Origin of the sequence: Pantoea alfalfae, from assembly GCF_019880205.1 — a bacterium.
GTDB lineage: Bacteria > Pseudomonadota > Gammaproteobacteria > Enterobacterales > Enterobacteriaceae > Pantoea > Pantoea alfalfae.
In genome coordinates this window covers 1,338,833-1,354,256 of record NZ_CP082292.1, presented here as the reverse complement: position 1 = coordinate 1,354,256, position 15,424 = coordinate 1,338,833, and the positions used below count along the sequence as shown (strand labels likewise).

The 15,424-nt window shown below is 55.3% G+C and carries 14 protein-coding genes; 9 read left to right on the top strand and 5 right to left on the bottom strand.

All coding sequences use genetic code 11. The features are described from left to right. Positions 1-10: 10 nt before the first annotated feature. The 3 genes from fruK to K6R05_RS06345 form a co-directional block, all read right to left on the bottom strand. The gene (gene fruK / locus K6R05_RS06355; protein WP_161732200.1) at positions 11-949 is read right to left on the bottom strand and encodes a 1-phosphofructokinase; all 939 of its coding nucleotides are present in this window, start codon (positions 947-949) and stop codon (positions 11-13) included. Further along, positions 946-2,076, bottom strand: coding sequence for a fused PTS fructose transporter subunit IIA/HPr protein (gene fruB, locus K6R05_RS06350; protein ID WP_222925210.1), 1,131 nt, complete (start codon positions 2,074-2,076; stop codon positions 946-948). The genes fruK and fruB overlap by 4 nt, the downstream gene beginning before the upstream one ends. A 272-nt stretch (positions 2,077-2,348) precedes the next feature. After that, positions 2,349-2,603, bottom strand: coding sequence for a YkgJ family cysteine cluster protein (locus tag K6R05_RS06345; protein ID WP_090959387.1), 255 nt, complete (start codon positions 2,601-2,603; stop codon positions 2,349-2,351). Between the two features lie 163 nt (positions 2,604-2,766). On the opposite strand from K6R05_RS06345, the gene yeiP reads away from it, so the two are divergent. The 9 genes from yeiP to yejF all read left to right on the top strand — a co-directional run bounded on the left by yeiP (position 2,767) and on the right by yejF (position 13,593). After that, positions 2,767-3,339, top strand: a complete 573-nt coding sequence (gene yeiP / locus K6R05_RS06340; RefSeq protein WP_003854146.1) for an elongation factor P-like protein YeiP — start codon at positions 2,767-2,769, stop codon at positions 3,337-3,339. Between the two features lie 75 nt (positions 3,340-3,414). Continuing rightward, positions 3,415-4,383: a CobW family GTP-binding protein gene (locus K6R05_RS06335; protein ID WP_222925209.1), complete on the top strand. Its 969-nt coding sequence runs from the start codon at positions 3,415-3,417 to the stop codon at positions 4,381-4,383. 45 nt (positions 4,384-4,428) lie between these two features. Beyond that, complete coding sequence (locus tag K6R05_RS06330) at positions 4,429-5,136, top strand: phosphatase PAP2 family protein (protein ID WP_161732194.1); 708 nt, start codon at positions 4,429-4,431, stop codon at positions 5,134-5,136. A 513-nt stretch (positions 5,137-5,649) separates the two neighbouring features. Next, positions 5,650-6,225 (top strand): bifunctional murein DD-endopeptidase/murein LD-carboxypeptidase, encoded by a 576-nt coding sequence (gene mepS / locus K6R05_RS06325; protein WP_013358530.1) that lies wholly within the window; start codon positions 5,650-5,652, stop codon positions 6,223-6,225. A 222-nt stretch (positions 6,226-6,447) separates the two neighbouring features. Then, a complete protein-coding gene (gene pdeN, locus K6R05_RS06320; RefSeq protein ID WP_222925208.1) occupies positions 6,448-8,010 on the top strand; it encodes a cyclic di-3',5'-guanosine monophosphate phosphodiesterase PdeN in 1,563 nt (520 codons plus the stop codon). Between the two features lie 44 nt (positions 8,011-8,054). Further along, positions 8,055-9,863 (top strand): extracellular solute-binding protein, encoded by a 1,809-nt coding sequence (locus K6R05_RS06315; protein ID WP_222925207.1) that lies wholly within the window; start codon positions 8,055-8,057, stop codon positions 9,861-9,863. Between the two features lie 11 nt (positions 9,864-9,874). Beyond that, complete coding sequence (locus K6R05_RS06310; RefSeq protein ID WP_222925206.1) at positions 9,875-10,969, top strand: microcin C ABC transporter permease YejB; 1,095 nt, start codon at positions 9,875-9,877, stop codon at positions 10,967-10,969. Further along, positions 10,966-11,988, top strand: a complete 1,023-nt coding sequence (locus K6R05_RS06305; protein ID WP_222925205.1) for an ABC transporter permease — start codon at positions 10,966-10,968, stop codon at positions 11,986-11,988. Before K6R05_RS06310 ends, K6R05_RS06305 begins: the two co-directional genes overlap by 4 nt. Continuing rightward, the gene (yejF, locus tag K6R05_RS06300) at positions 11,989-13,593 is read left to right on the top strand and encodes a microcin C ABC transporter ATP-binding protein YejF (protein ID WP_222925204.1); all 1,605 of its coding nucleotides are present in this window, start codon (positions 11,989-11,991) and stop codon (positions 13,591-13,593) included. On the opposite strand, the gene K6R05_RS06295 is transcribed toward yejF, so the two are convergent. Then, positions 13,580-13,900: a YejG family protein gene (locus K6R05_RS06295; protein WP_098052788.1), complete on the bottom strand. Its 321-nt coding sequence runs from the start codon at positions 13,898-13,900 to the stop codon at positions 13,580-13,582. The two genes, yejF and K6R05_RS06295, sit on opposite strands and share 14 nt — an antisense overlap. A gap of 291 nt (positions 13,901-14,191) precedes the next feature. Then, positions 14,192-15,388 (bottom strand): Bcr/CflA family multidrug efflux MFS transporter, encoded by a 1,197-nt coding sequence (locus tag K6R05_RS06290; RefSeq protein ID WP_161732183.1) that lies wholly within the window; start codon positions 15,386-15,388, stop codon positions 14,192-14,194. Positions 15,389-15,424 lie beyond the last annotated feature (36 nt).

Sequence of the window (15,424 nt, the reverse complement as noted above, 5' to 3'; positions counted from 1 at the left end):
TCTCCTGCTGTCAGTTAACGGGTTGTAAGTCGACGCGCGCCATCATTGCGGCCAACTGAGTACGATCGGAAACGCCAACATTGCTCTGGCTGACGGCCATCGCCGCCACGGCCGTCGCAAGACGCAGCGTGTGTTCGCTGGATTCGCGCATCAGCAGGCCATAAATCAGGCCGCCAACCATGGAATCACCTGCACCCACGGTGCTGACGACTTCACACACCGGCGGTTTAGCAATCCATTCACCAGAGGCGTTGACCCACAGCGCACCTTCTGCGCCCAGCGAAATCACCACATGGGCGATGCCCTGCTCGCGCAGTTCGTGCGCCGCACCAATCACATCCTGCAGCGTTGGCAGTTTGCGACCAGCCCAGATTTCCAGCTCACGACGGTTAGGTTTAACCAGCCACGGTGCGGCTTTCAGGCCTGCCACCAGCGCCTCGCGGCTGCTGTCAAAGATGATGCATGGGCAGTGGGTGCGCAGTTCGGTCATCCAGCGGGTAAAGGCATCGTGATCGACACCTTCCGGCAGGCTGCCGCTGACGCAGACCATATCGAACTGGCCCAGCCAGGTCAGCGAGTCGCTCGTAAAACGATCCCAGTCCTGAGCGGTGACCTGAAAACCGGAGAAATTCAGATCGGTCACGTCGCCGGTCTGTTCAGTGAGTTTAACGTTGATACGGGTACGGCCTGGCACCACCTGGAAACGGTTAGCAATGCCCAGCTCGCTGAACAGTTGCTGGAAGCCATCCTGATTCTCTTTACCCAGGAAGCCACCCACGGTGACATCGATACCCAGATCTTTCAGGACCTTCGCAACGTTGATGCCCTTGCCCGCAGCATGCAGCCCGGTGGTTTTCACCAGGTTGACTTCGCCGCGTTCAATTTCAGGGGTATATCCCACCAGATCATATGCCGGATTCAGCGTGATGGTGGCGACGCGTCTGCTCATGATGCCCCCTCACCCAGACCGCTGGTGATCGCTTCTTCAATCGCGTTCAGCGCCTGCTGTGCATCGTCACCGCTGGCGGTGAAGCGCAGGCGATGGCCTTTTTTCACGCCCAGCGCAACCACTTTCATCAGGCTGCGGCCATTGGCAGGTTTACCGCTGCCGTCGAGGTTGGTCACAGTGATGTCGCTGTTGAACTGCTTGATTACGCTAACCAGTGCGGTACCCGGACGGGCATGCAGGCCATGTTCGTTACGGATGGTGTATTCGGCGGTCAGTACCTCAGCCTGCTCATCGACTTCGCTGGTCAGCAGCGCGTAGACGCCTGCCGCATCGGCTTTCAGCAGACGATCGGCTTTGCCCTGCTGTAGTAATGCGCTGAGGTAACCCAGCACTTCCAGAGGACGCTCATCGGTTGCCGACACGCTGATTAGCAGCGCAGCCTGTTCGCCCTGATGCTCGAAGGCATGTTCAGCGCGGCTGATGGCCACGCCACTGCGCAGGTTGCCGAGGCTGCTGTCGCTGAGCCAGATGCCCTGTCCCAGGTTCAGCGGCGTCGTTGAGACCACGTCTGCGACGTAGCTGGCATCCACTACGCCCGCGGACTGCAGCCGACCGGCGTTCATCGCCTGGAGGGTGATCAGATCGCTGGCGGCGACGTTGAGCGTAATTAATGAAGTGTCGAAGCTGAATTCAGCGGCTTGTTTCTCGCCCATCAGCAACGCACGAAGGTCTTCAGCAGAGGCAGTTTTAAGCTGTTCGGCAATGGAGTCATCGCTCAGAACGTGCGTCAGCTGACGCAGCAGCGCCAGATGTTCATCTGACTTAGCAGCAATACCGATAGCGACATAGGCGGTCTGATCGTCGCCCCAGGCAATGCCCTGCGGGAACTGGAACACCTGAACACCGGTTTTCAGCACCAGATCGCGGGTATCGGTGGTGCCATGCGGGATAGCGATGCCGTTGCCAAGGAAGGTGGAGGTCTGCTGTTCGCGCGCCAGCATGCCGTTGACGTAGCCTTCCGTCACATTGCCAGCCGCGGTTAACGCGGCAGCAACCTGACGAATGGCCTCTTCTTTGTTCTGGGCGCTGGCTCCGGTATGGATGGCCTGCAATTCGAGCTGGAACATAATTCTCCTCGCTTGCTGAGATTGAATCGTTTCAGCCAGTGGGGATTTTTTTACGCCATGCTGTTGAAAACAGGTGGCGCAGTCACCGCTGAAACGTTTCAGGGATTGTGGTACAGCAACTTTCCCGAGGCAAGAAAATGCGCAAATGGCGTAACAGATTTTTGACGTTACGCACATTTCGGGGTGGTTAAGGGGAATAAAAAGTGAACAGGCTGACGCAGATGCTGTAAACCAGAGATGAGTGGACCAGAAAGTTCAGCAGCGTCAGCGCCTCAGGGCGCGGTATCTGCTTCGAGTTGCAGCAGATAGGTCATCGCCTGATGGCGCGAATCGCCGCACATGCTGTGTGCAGGTTGCAGACCTGCGCAGACGGCTGGACGCAGTGGTGAGCCAAACAGTTTGCAGCGAAGTGTGTCATCAAGCTGAACACAGGGCGTGTTGGCGGGCTTGCCGTCAGGCATGCCAGGAATCGGCGAGGAGATCGAAGGTGCTGTGCAACAGGCACCGCACTGGCTACGGCATTGCATGCTGTGCTCCGGCAGAGAAAGTCGCGGCGACAATAGCAGTCCACCACACTAATTGCCATGAAAGCCGCGGTCTGACACAAAATTTCGCATCCACGATATTGCCAGTTTTCACCGGCGCGAGTAACGTTGCGCGCACTTCACTCTCAAGATAGCGAGAACAGCAATGCCAAAAGCCAACGAAATTAAAAAAGGGATGGCCGTCACGCACAACGGTAAACTGCTGCTGGTTAAGGATATTGATGTCCAGAGCCCCAGCGCACGCGGTGCCGCCACCCTGTATAAAATGCGCTTTACCGATGTCCGCACCGGTTTAAAAGTCGAAGAGCGCTTCAAGGGCGACGAGATTATTGATGCGATTTCGCTCAGCCGCCGCAGCGTGACCTTCTCTTATATAGATGGTGACGAATACATCTTTATGGATGATGAGGATTACACCCCTTACTCCTTTAAACAGGAGCAGATTGAAGAAGAGCTCCTGTTTATCCCTGAAGGCGGCATCCCAGGCATTCACGTACTGACGATGGAAGGTCAGGTGCTGGCGCTGGAACTGCCACAAACCGTAGACATGGAAATCGTGGATACCTCACCCGGCATTAAAGGCGCTTCCGCCAGCGCCCGAACGAAACCGGCCGGTATGAGCACGGGCCTCTCTATCCAGGTGCCGGAATACCTCAGCAACGGTGATCGCATCCGCATTCATATTGCTGAACGCCGCTACATGGGCCGTGCAGACTAACCACTCAACTGCTGCCAGTCGTGATAGTGTTATAGTATTACATTACCACGCTATTCTCAGGCAGGAGCAGGCCCCATGACGCGCGTTAATCTGATTACCGGTTTTCTGGGCAGCGGCAAAACTACGCTGCTCTGCCATCTGCTGGCAGCCAGACCGCCCGAAGAGAAGTGGGCGGTGCTGGTCAATGAGTTTGGCGAGATTGGGATCGACGGTGCACTGCTGGCCGATCGCGGTGCCACCCTGAAAGAGATCCCCGGCGGCTGTCTCTGTTGCGTTAATGGCCTGCCGATGCAGGTCGGGCTGAATATTTTGCTGAAGAGCAAACCGGATCGGCTGCTGATTGAGCCAACCGGCCTGGGTCATCCGCGTCAGGTGTTGCAGATGTTAAGTGCGCCGGTTTATCAGGCGTGGCTGCAACTTAATGCGACCCTGACGCTGCTGGATGCCCGTCAGCTGTCCGATCCTCGCATCCTTGCCAATGAAAACTTCCGCGATCAGCTCGCTGCTGCCGATATGATTATCGCCAACAAGCGCGATTGCTGGGGTGAGGAGGACCGTCAGCGCCTGGCTGACTGGCAGCAGCAGATGCAGCCTCAGCGTCCATTAATACAGACAGAATTTGGTCAGATCCCCCTTTCCCTGCTTGATACGCCTTATCAGCCACGCGATCTTCCCCTGCCGCATCATCATCATCCGTCTAACCCGACCAGCGGCCTCGCGGCGTTACGACTGGACGGCGAAGCGCGCTGGCGTCGGGCGCTGAACCACGGTCAGGGTTACAGCGCCTGCGGCTGGATTTTTGATGCTGATACGCGGTTTGACAGCAGTGCGCTGCTGGAATGGGTACGCCAGGCACCGGTTGATCGCATTAAAGGTGTGATGCGCACGAAAGAAGGCACTCTGCGTATCAATCGTCAGGCAAATGAGCTGCAGAGTGAAACACTCCCCTCACCGCCATCCGATAGCCGCATTGAGATCATTCATTTTCAACAGGCTGACTGGAATCGACTACAATCGGCATTGTTGAAGTGCCGTTTACGCTGACAGAGGTATTGTCGGCGGTTATTTTTAATAATAATGAGTTTAACTATGCGCGTAACTCGCCTTATTACTATCCTGCTGCTTAATGCACTGGGCGTGATGCTATTTCTGTCATGGTATCTGCCGCCAGAACATGGCTTCTGGTTCGGCGTCGATAAATCTATATTCTATGGCTTCAACAATCAGATGGTGAGCCATCCGCTGTTCGCACTGATCGTCGCTATCACCAATTTTCGTGGATTTGATGCGGTGTCATTGCTGGCAATGGGCCTGCTTTATCTGTCGATCTGGCGACGTGAAACGCCACACGCGCGGCGGCGGATGCTGGCTATCGGTATCACTATGCTGCTTACCGCTGTAGTACTTAATCAGCTGGGCCACCTGTTGCCGGTGAAGCACTCCAGTCCGACGCTGTTCTTCGAGAATGTGCATCGCGTCAGCGAACTCACCGGTATTCCCGCTAAAGATGCCTCGAAAGACAGCTTCCCTGGCGACCACGGTATGATGCTGATTATTTTCGCCTGCTTTATCTGGCGTTATTTTGGTTTTAGCCGCTTCTTAATTGCCACGGCTATTGTGGTGATATTTTCACTGCCGCGCGTCATGGCGGGTGCACACTGGTTTACCGATATTGCCGTCGGTTCAATGTCAGTGATATTAGTGGGTCTGAGCTGGTGGCTATTAACGCCAGCCAGTGACGTGCTGGTAAACTGGTTTTATCGCAAATTACCGGGGAAATATAAGCCCGTGACGTAAATGTTAAGCGCGGACGATTTAATCGGCATGGTCCTGACCGTCCGCGCTTATAAAAAACAGCCCACCACTATTAGCCTGCTAATTAAATTGACGAAAAGAAAAGGTTATGACCCTGCTGACTGGTTAAACAGTCACCAATATTCTCTGTCAATAAAGAAAACGCTAAAAACAGAAGCTATGCCCTGAATTGACGCCCCTTTCGCTGCCTGTTCTCATCATCATTTCACCACAATTGTTGCTAAAGTAGTCAGGGTGTTACGGTTTGATTTCACATCAAAAAAACCTATATAAAATTGATTAAAAGCACTCGCCACGGCGTCTGTAATCAGTTAACCTCAGTCGCAGTGAGGCTACAGCGGCAGAAAATTCGGATTTTTTACCGTAAAAATGTGTCCATTAACACATTTTAGTAATTAAGGATTTGTCTTAGGCTGTTTCGCTTATTAATCTCCCTGTTTTGTCATCTGGCTGGCGACAATTTTGTCGTAAGGAAATCGAAGGAAAACCCGAATAATGGTCAAGTCTCAACCAATACTGAGATATATTTTGCGGATCGTGCCCGCACTGGCGCTGGCCACACTCCTCTCAGCTTGTAGCAGTACCCATAGCAGTCAAAACGCGAATAACGAGAATCATGAAGTTAACAACCACAATGGTTTTTTACTTCAGGCGTCTCAGGATGAGTTTGAAGAAATGGTGCGTAACGTCGACGTTAAGTCGCGCATCATGGAACAATACGCCGTCTGGAAAGGTGTGCGCTATCGCCTCGGTGGCGATACCAAACGCGGAATCGATTGTTCCGCCTTTGTACAACGCACCTTCCGCGATCAGTTTGGCTTAGAATTACCGCGCTCGACCTCTGAGCAGCAGGACACCGGTAAAGAGATTACCCGCAGTAAACTGCGTCCTGGCGATCTGGTAATGTTCCGTGCCGGCTCAACAGGCCGTCATGTGGGTATTTATCTGGGTAACGACAATTTTGTTCATGCCTCCACCAGCAGTGGCGTCATGATCTCCAGCCTCAATGATGACTACTGGAAAAAGCGTTACCGTGAAGGACGCCGTGTATTAAGTCGTAACCCGACCTGATTATCACTTTCGATCTTCTCTCAGCCAGAGAACGTGAAACGCTGCTTACGCAGCGTTTTTTTTCGTGCCTTATTCTTAGCACCAGCCGCTATATAAGATAAAAGCATTGTATTTCAGATTAATAACGAGACATTTCGGACACTCTCGTTATATTCTCGGTCGCTTAAACCGAAGCAGTCGTGTGCAATAACATAATAATAATTTGATCAGGGGAAGTTCCTCATGCCACTGTCGGGGGCGCTAAGGCGCCATGCCACCTATCCTCGCCGAATCGCATGGAGTAGCGCGATGGTCGGTGGCGTATTCTTTCTTCTGTTTGCCGCCCTGTCATTTCACCAGACCTGGCAGAAGCGCGAACGACAGCACCAGCAACTGCTGGAGAACAGCCGAACAGCACTACAGCAAACACTCTCCAGTCTGCTCATCAGCACCCTCAGTCCTCTGCTTCCGTTCACCCACACTGCCTGTCATACCATTAATCGTGAACTGACCTCGCGCGCCGCGTTTGCCGGTAATCTCCGCGCCATCCTGCTGGTTAACAATGGCAATGCCTTTTGCTCGTCGGCCACCGGCAGTTTTAGTCTGCCGCTTAATGTTATCGCACCCAATAGTGATACCTCACGCGATATTGATCTGCAGCTCATGTCAGGCACGCCGCTTCAGCCAAATAAACCGGCGCTGGGATTGTGGATTAAAAATCCTGGCCGTCAGCAGTCAGGTGTCTTCGCGACGCTGAATATCAGCCTGGCTCCCTACCAGCTGCAGATCTCCGGGCATCCGGAAATTACTGGTATGGCGCTGATGGCGCAAAAGAGTGCCTTAACCAGCTGGCAGCCTGGCGTGATGAAAAATAAAAGTCTGCCGCCGCCGCTGTATCAGCAGGCGCTGACAGGCTATCCGCTGGAGTTTGTGTTGTTCGGTTCGGTTCTGGCGTTCAGTGATTATCAGAATATCCTGCTGTGCAGCCTGCTGCTGTCACTGCTGGTTTCCGGCGGCTGCTGGCTGCTGTTATCTGTTTATCAGCGTCCGGGGAAAGAGCTGATTCGGGGCATGAAGCGCGGCGAGTTTCATGTTGAATATCAGCCGCTGGTTACTTCCCATGATGGTCAGCCTTATGGTATGGAAGCGTTACTGCGCTGGACCCATCCGACCGAAGGCCCGATCCCGCCCGATGTGTTTATTCAGTATGCCGAGTCGCAGAACCTTATTATTCCTCTGACCCGGCATCTGTTTCAGCTGGTTTCACGTGATGCTCACCAACTGTGTCATACCATTCCCCGTCATGCCTGCCTCAGCCTTAACATCTCTGCGTTGCATCTGGCTGACAGCGGTTTCCGGCAGGATGTGCTGCGCTGGCTTGATACCATGCCTGCGGCTCACTTTAATTACGTGTTTGAGATTACCGAGCGCGCCATGGTGCGAGATGAAAACGTCGGAGAACTGTTTGACTGGCTGCATCAGCAGCATATCAACATTGCTATTGATGATTTTGGTACCGGCCACAGTGCGCTGATCTATCTGGAACGTTATGCGTTTGATTACCTGAAAATCGATCGTGGCTTTGTCCAGCGCATCGGCACAGAAACCCTGACCTCGCCGGTGCTGGACACCGTGCTGCAACTGGCGAAGAAGCTGAATCTGAAAAGTGTGGCGGAAGGGGTAGAAACCGGCGAACAGGCCGCCTGGCTGATCCATCGAGGTGTAACCCATCTGCAGGGTTATATCTTCAGCCGTCCGCTGCGACCAGAAACACTGATAGACTATTTCCGGCGTCATAACGCCTGAGACTCTCTGGCCCAAATCGCGCCGGATATTTAACAGGAGAGAGCATGCTTTTTCGCTTAGGATTTCTGCTGCTGTGCGGCCTGTTCAGCGCCCCACTGCTGGCGGCCACGGTCCTGCAAACGTTCGCCTTCACCCAGGCGGGCGAAGCGAAATATCCGCCCGGCTTCAGCCATTACGATTACGCCGATCCCCGCGCGCCTAAAGGCGGTAGCATCACTATGGCGGTAGTGGGCACTTATGACAACTTTAACCGTTACGCCTCGCGCGGCAATCCGGGCATTAACACCGGCACGCTTTATGACGGGCTTTACACCAGCTCAGACGATGAACCGGGCAGTTATTATCCGCTGATTGCTGAATCAGCACGCTACGCCAGCGATTTTACCTGGATTGAGATCCGCCTGAATCCCCGCGCCCGGTTTCATGACGGCACGCCAGTCACCGCCCGCGACGTAGCGTTCACCTTTCAGAAGTTTATGACCGAGGGCGTGCCTCAGTTCCGCGTCGCCTATCGTGGCGTGACCGTCAGGACGCTGGACGATATCACGGTCCGCATGGAGGCACAGAAACCGGATAAAGATCTGCTGCTTGGATTACTGACGCTACCGGTTATCCCCGAGTCGTTCTGGCGCGATAAGAAGTTTAACGAGCCGTTAAGCGCACCGCCGCTTTCCAGTGGGCCTTATCGCATCACGCGCTGGAAGCTGGGCCAGTTTATTGAGTTCAGCCGGGTAAAAGATTACTGGGCTGCCGATCTGCCGGTGAATCGTGGACGCTTTAATTTTGATCGCATGCGCTATGACTACTATCTGGATGACAATGTTGCGTTCGAAGCCTTTAAAGCGGGTGGCTACGATCTGCGTGAAGAGACATCGGCGAAGAAATGGGCGACCCAGTATCGTGGCCGCAATTTCGACGATGGCAGCATTGTAAAAGAAACCACGCCCAATGAAGCCGCTATCGATACCCGCTGGCTGGCATTCAACAACGAAAAACCGCTGTTCCACGATCGCCGGGTGCGCCAGGCGTTATCACTAATGTTCGATTTCGAGTGGATGAATAAAGCGCTCTATTACGGTGCCTGGCTGCGTGCCAGCAGCTATTTCCAGAATACAGAGTATGCTGCCCACGGGGTGCCGGATGCACAGCAACGGGCGCTGCTCGAACCCTGGCGCGCGCAGCTGCCTCCTGCGCTGTTCAGCCAGCCTTACCTGCCACACAAAACCGATGGCAGCGGCTATGATCGCGCCAGTCTGTTAAACGCGTTTGAGCTCCTGAAACAGGCGGGCTGGCAGATCAAAAATCGCCGACTGGTTAACAATAAAACCGGTCAGCCGTTTACGGTCGAACTGCTGCTGCGCGGTGGCACCAGTACCGAATGGGCATTACCGTTGCAGCACAACCTTGCGCGGCTTGGCATTACGCTGAACCTGCGGCAGATCGACAGCTCACAGTACCTGCGGCGCTGGCGTGAAGGCGACTATGACATGATTGCCACCGTTTACGGGGCGATGCCGATCCCGACCTCCAGTCTGCAGATCCTCTGGCAGTCCGACTACATCACCTCGTCGTGGAATACCGCACGGGTCAACGATCCTATCGTCGATCACTTTGTGAAACAGATTGTCGCGCATCAGGGCGACCCTGCCGCGTTGCGGCCGCTGGCACAGGCGCTGGATCGGGTACTGCTGTGGAATGCGTATATGATCCCGATGTGGTACAACGCTGAACAGCGGCTGGCGTACTGGGATAAGTTTTCTCACCCTGTCCGCAAGCCTGCCTACAGCACCGGGCTGGAAAACTGGTGGTACGACACTAACAAAGCCGGACGCCTGCCGGCCAGCAAACGCTAAGGAGATGACCGTTGGCCGCATACTTTCTGCGCAGATTGCTGCTGATTATCCCGACCTTATGGGCGATCATCACGCTCAACTTCTTTATTGTGCAAATCGCGCCCGGCGGACCTGTCGACCAGGCGCTGGCAAATATTGAGTTTGGTCAGACAACTGGCCTGCCCGGCAGCGGCGCGGAGAGCGCCAGTTCACGCGCCAGCATCAGTCATATTAATCCTGCTGATAATCAGTACCGTGGCGCGCGCGGGCTGGATCCCGAAGTGATTGCGGAGATTAAAAAGCGTTACGGCTTCGATAAACCGCTATGGCAGCGCTACGGCGAGATGCTGTGGAACTACCTGCGTTTTGACTTTGGAGACAGCCTGTTTCGTAGCGCCTCGGTAATCGGGTTGATTAAGGAGAGCCTGCCGGTCTCGATCAGTCTGGGATTATGGAGCACGCTGATCATCTATCTGGTGTCGATCCCACTGGGGATCCGCAAAGCGGTGCGCAACGGCAGCGCCTTTGATGTCTGGAGCAGCGCGTTTATTATCATTGGCTACTCCATTCCGGCTTTTCTGTTCGGCATCATGCTGATCGTACTGTTTGCCGGTGGCAGCTACCTTGACTGGTTCCCGCTGCGCGGGCTCACCTCGGCGCAGCACGACACGCTGCCCTGGTATGGCAAAGTACTGGATTACTTCTGGCATATCGCCCTGCCGGTACTGGCAACGGTGATTGGCGGCTTTGCCACACTGACCATGCTGACGAAAAACACCTTTCTGGATGAGATCCGCAAGCTCTATGTCGTCACCGCGCGCGCCAAAGGGGTGCCGGAACGCCGAATTCTTTATCACCATGTGTTTCGCAATGCGATGCTGCTGGTCATCGCCAGCTTCCCCGCTACGTTTATCAGCATGTTTTTTACCAGTTCGGTGCTGATCGAAGTGATGTTCTCGCTCAACGGACTCGGCCTGCTCGGCTATGACGCGACGCTGCAACGTGACTATCCGGTGATGTTTGGCACGCTCTATATTTTCACGCTGATCGGTTTGCTGATGAATATTCTCAGCGATCTGACTTATACGCTGGTCGATCCGCGCATCGATTTCGGGAGCCGCTCATGACGCGCTCTCCACTCAATCAACAGCGCTGGCAGCGCTTTCGCCATAACCGGCGCGGCTACTGGTCGCTGTGGATCTTTCTGGTTATTTTTCTGCTGTCACTCTGTGCCGAACTGATCGCCAATGACAAGCCACTGCTGGTGCATTATCAGCAGCGCTGGATGGTGCCGCTGCTGTTTGACTACAGCGAAACCGACTATGGCGGCGTACTGGCGACAGCGGCGGATTATCAGGATCCCTGGCTGCGGCAGCGCATCGCACAGAACGGCTGGGCCTTATGGGCTCCGTTTCACTTCAGCGACAGCACCATCAATTTTGCCACCGAGGTGCCGTTCCCCTCTCCGCCCTCGGCGCAGAACTGGCTCGGCACAGACGCCAACGGTGGCGACGTACTGGCACGGCTGCTCTATGGCACGCGCATCTCCCTGCTGTTCGGCGTGCTGCTGACACTTATCTCCAGCGTCATCGGAATTGTGGTTGGCGCGGTGCAGGGTTATTTCGGCGGCAGAATTGATCTGATTGGGCAGCGGATGATTGAAGTCTGGTCTGGTATGCCGTCGTTGTTTCTGCTGATCCTCCTTTCCAGCGTCATTCAGCCCGGTTTCTGGTGGCTGCTGCTGGTCACCGTCGCATTCGGCTGGATGAGCCTGGTAAGCGTGGTCCGGGCCGAGTTTTTGCGTACCCGAAACTTTGACTACATCCGCGCAGCACAGGCGCTGGGGGTCAGCGATGCCCGGATCATGCTGCGTCACATGCTGCCTAACGCGATGGTGGCTACCCTGACCTTTCTGCCATTTATTTTGTGCGGTTCGATCACCACGCTCACCTCCCTCGACTTTCTCGGTTTCGGTCTGCCGCTGGGTTCACCCTCGCTGGGTGAGTTGCTGCTGCAGGGCAAAAATAATCTGCAGGCACCCTGGCTGGGCCTGGCGGGCTTTTTCACCCTGGCGATCCTGCTTTCGCTGTTGATTTTTATTGGCGAAGCGGTGCGCGACGCCTTTGATCCGGGCAAAGGAGCCTGAATGACGACGCCACTGCTTGCCATCAATCATCTCTCGGTCGCCTTTCGTCAGGGCGAGCAGCTTCGTCAGGTCGTGGATGACGTTTCACTGCACATCGACGCGGGCGAAACGCTGGCGCTGGTGGGCGAGTCGGGTTCCGGCAAAAGCGTCACGGCGCTGTCGGTAATGCGACTGCTGCATGAGGCAGCGGTGGTTTATCCCCGCGGAGAGATTCTGTTTAACGGTGAAGATCTGCTGCGTGCCCGCGAACAGCGTCTGCGTGCTATTCGTGGCAACCAGATTGCGATGATTTTTCAGGAGCCGATGGTATCGTTGAATCCGCTACACACCGTAGAGAAGCAGCTGTATGAAGTGCTGTCGCTGCATCGCGGGCTGCGTCGTCAGGCAGCACGCGGTGAGATTATCAGCGTGCTCGATCGGGTCGGTATCCGTCAGCCTGCCGCCCGGCTCAACGATTTCCCCCACCAGCTTTCCGGCGGGGAACGCCAGCGAGTGATGATCGCTATGGCGCTGCTGACCGAGCCGCAGTTGCTGATTGCCGATGAGCCGACCACTGCACTGGATGTGACGGTGCAGGCGCAGATTCTGGCGCTGCTGCGTGAACTGCAGCGGGAGCTGAATATGGGCATGCTGTTTATCACCCATAACCTGAATATCGTGCGTCAGCTGGCGGATAACGTCAGCGTGATGCGTCAGGGTCACATCGTGGAACAGAATCGCTGCCAGATTCTGCTGAACCAGCCGCAACATCCTTACAGCCAGCAGTTGCTGGCTGCCGAGCCGGAAGGAAAAGCGCTACCGCTCCCTGCAGATGCGCCTGTCATTCTTCGGGTCGGGCAGCTTCAGGTCAGTTTTGCGCAGCGGCGCGGACTGTTCCGGCGGCAGGCCAGTGAAAAGCAGGTACTGTCCGGACTAAGTTTCAGCCTGCGGCGTGGCGAAAGTCTGGGTCTGGTGGGCGAGTCCGGGTCGGGTAAAAGCACCACCGGCCTGGCGCTGTTGCGGCTGATTGCCTCACGTGGCGAAATCTGGTTTGACGGCCAGCCGCTGCATCAGCTGTCGCGCCGGCAACTTCTGCCACTGCGTCAGCGCATTCAGGTAGTGTTTCAGGACCCGAATTCTTCTCTCAATCCGCGTATGACGGTGCAGCAGATTATTGCTGAAGGTCTGGCGGTGCATCAGCCTGAACTCAACAGTGCGCAGCAGGCGCAGCGCGTGATTGCGGTGATGGAGGAAGTCGGGCTTGAAGCAGAAAGTCGCCATCGTTATCCGGCCGAATTCTCTGGCGGTCAGCGACAGCGGATTGCTATCGCGCGGGCACTGATTCTGGAGCCAGAGCTGCTGATACTGGATGAACCCACCTCATCGCTGGATCGCACGGTGCAGAAGCAGATTCTGACACTATTACGCCGCTTACAGCAGCAGCGTCAGCTCAGCTATCTGTTTATCAGTCACGACCTGGATGTGGTTCGCGCCCTGTGTCATCAGCTTATCGTGCTGCGTCAGGGGGAGGTGGTTGAACAGGGAGAGTGTGAAACGTTGTTTGCGTCACCGACAACTGTTTATACTCGCGAGCTGCTGCAGTCGGCGCAACTCAGCCTGCGATAAAGGTTTCCGCAATCGCCACGCCCTGATTTTTCAGGCAGCAGTTAGTGGCGCTTTCGTCGCGACGCTGAATAAACAGGCAGGGCTGCCCTTCACATTCGGCCACTTTGCAGTCGACCTGAATATCCGCCAGCACCTCTTTCAGCTGCTGCAGAATCTCCCATGCCGGAATGCCGTCATGGCTGATCAGTCGCAGCGCCACGAACTCCTGCTCATCCAGCGTCGTGTCATCGGATTCAATGGCACTATGGTGATCGCTGGCCCAGCGAAAACGCTGTGGCAGACGATGCACAATTGAAAGTTGCAGCATAGGTTACTCTCCCGGATGAGTTTATGTCGCAACACCGACCTTCCCGGCTGAAAACGGGTTGATCCCCGCAGAGTCAGGACAGGGATGGCAGGCCCGTCTAGGCGGATTGCAGAAGCGCATTTTTGCGACTTACATCGCACTTCAGCCTATATGTACCGCGTTCACACGACGTTAACAATCATTTTAGCTGCATTGTGGTTACTTTTTTAACTAAAAGTTTTCACAATAAAGAAACAAAACCGGCGAGATGTGCATCACTGCGGATAAAGGCGGGAAAACCACTGCGCCCGATTAACGGGCCGCAGGGCGGGAACGTGAAGCGTAGAAAAAGAGCAGCAGAGAGATTGTTGCGCAGAGCGCGATAGTACCGACCATCGGCCAGGCGCTGTTAAAACTTACCAGCGACAGCAACGCCCCCACAAAAGCACCAACGCCAAAACGCAGCGTACCCGCCAGGGACGAGGCCGTACCCGCCATGTGGGGAAACTCATCCAGAATCACCGCCATCGCATTCGATGAGACCATCGACACGCAACCGATAAACAGCGCGATCCCCATCACCAGCGGCAGGAAGCCGAGGCTGAAGGCGCTGACAATCAGCAGCCAGATCCCCATGCAGAATTGTATCAGCAGGCCCAGACGGAACATCGCCACCGGACCAAAGCGGCGTACGGCGCGGCTGTTAATCAGCGTCAGCAGAAACAGAAACACCACGTTGAGGCCAAAATAGTAGCCAAAGTTTTGCGGTGAGACGTGATTAAGCTCGATGTAGACAAAGGGACCGGCATTGAGAAAGGTAAAGAGTCCGGCAAAGGAGAAGCCGCTCGCCAGCATGTAACTGAACGCCCGCTTGTGGCGGAACAGCGTCACGAAATTACCCAGCGTAGTGCGCAGGTGAAACCGCTGTCGCTGCTCCGGCTTCAGGGTTTCGCGGATCTGCGTGGTCACCAACACGGTCGTCACCAGTGCCGCACCCGCGAGCGCCCAAAAGATAGCGTGCCAGCTCCAGAGCACCAGCAGCCAGCCGCCGATGATCGGAGCCAGCAGCGGCGCAATGGTGGTAATCAGCATCACAAAGGACATCATGCGGGAGAAGTCCTCTTTCGAGTAACTGTCACGCATCAAGGCATTGATCACCACACTGGCTGCGGCAGCCGACAGCCCGTGAAGGAAGCGCATCAGAATCAGCTGGTCGATACTCTGCGACAGCGCACAGGCCGCGGCGGCACAGGCAAAGATCAGAGTCCCGAGTGCAATCACTGGCTTGCGCCCATAGCTGTCTGCCAGTGGCCCATAAATAAGCTGGCCAATCGCGAAGCCAAGAATATAGAGGTTGAGCGACATCTGCACGCTACCGGCTGAAACGCCAAATTCTCTTGCTATCTGGGGCATCGCAGGCAGATACATGTCGATCGACAATGGCATCAGCATGGCTAACAAACCAAGGATAACCACCAGTCCTGTTGGTGAATTCTTTTCCTTACGCACACCCTCTCCTGCACGAATGAATCAGGTACGAGCCGC

Excerpts from the sequence above, each read along its gene's own strand:
- fruK (WP_161732200.1), bottom strand. The coding sequence starts at position 949 with ATGAGCAGACGCGTCGCCACCATCACGCTGAATCCGGCATATGATCTG.
- fruB (WP_222925210.1), bottom strand. The coding sequence starts at position 2,076 with ATGTTCCAGCTCGAATTGCAGGCCATCCATACCGGAGCCAGCGCCCAG.
- K6R05_RS06345 (WP_090959387.1), bottom strand. The coding sequence starts at position 2,603 with ATGCAATGCCGTAGCCAGTGCGGTGCCTGTTGCACAGCACCTTCGATC.
- yeiP (WP_003854146.1), top strand. The coding sequence starts at position 2,767 with ATGCCAAAAGCCAACGAAATTAAAAAAGGGATGGCCGTCACGCACAAC.
- K6R05_RS06335 (WP_222925209.1), top strand. The coding sequence starts at position 3,415 with ATGACGCGCGTTAATCTGATTACCGGTTTTCTGGGCAGCGGCAAAACT.
- K6R05_RS06330 (WP_161732194.1), top strand. The coding sequence starts at position 4,429 with ATGCGCGTAACTCGCCTTATTACTATCCTGCTGCTTAATGCACTGGGC.
- mepS (WP_013358530.1), top strand. The coding sequence starts at position 5,650 with ATGGTCAAGTCTCAACCAATACTGAGATATATTTTGCGGATCGTGCCC.
- pdeN (WP_222925208.1), top strand. The coding sequence starts at position 6,448 with ATGCCACTGTCGGGGGCGCTAAGGCGCCATGCCACCTATCCTCGCCGA.
- K6R05_RS06315 (WP_222925207.1), top strand. The coding sequence starts at position 8,055 with ATGCTTTTTCGCTTAGGATTTCTGCTGCTGTGCGGCCTGTTCAGCGCC.
- K6R05_RS06305 (WP_222925205.1), top strand. The coding sequence starts at position 10,966 with ATGACGCGCTCTCCACTCAATCAACAGCGCTGGCAGCGCTTTCGCCAT.
- yejF (WP_222925204.1), top strand. The coding sequence starts at position 11,989 with ATGACGACGCCACTGCTTGCCATCAATCATCTCTCGGTCGCCTTTCGT.
- K6R05_RS06295 (WP_098052788.1), bottom strand. The coding sequence starts at position 13,900 with ATGCTGCAACTTTCAATTGTGCATCGTCTGCCACAGCGTTTTCGCTGG.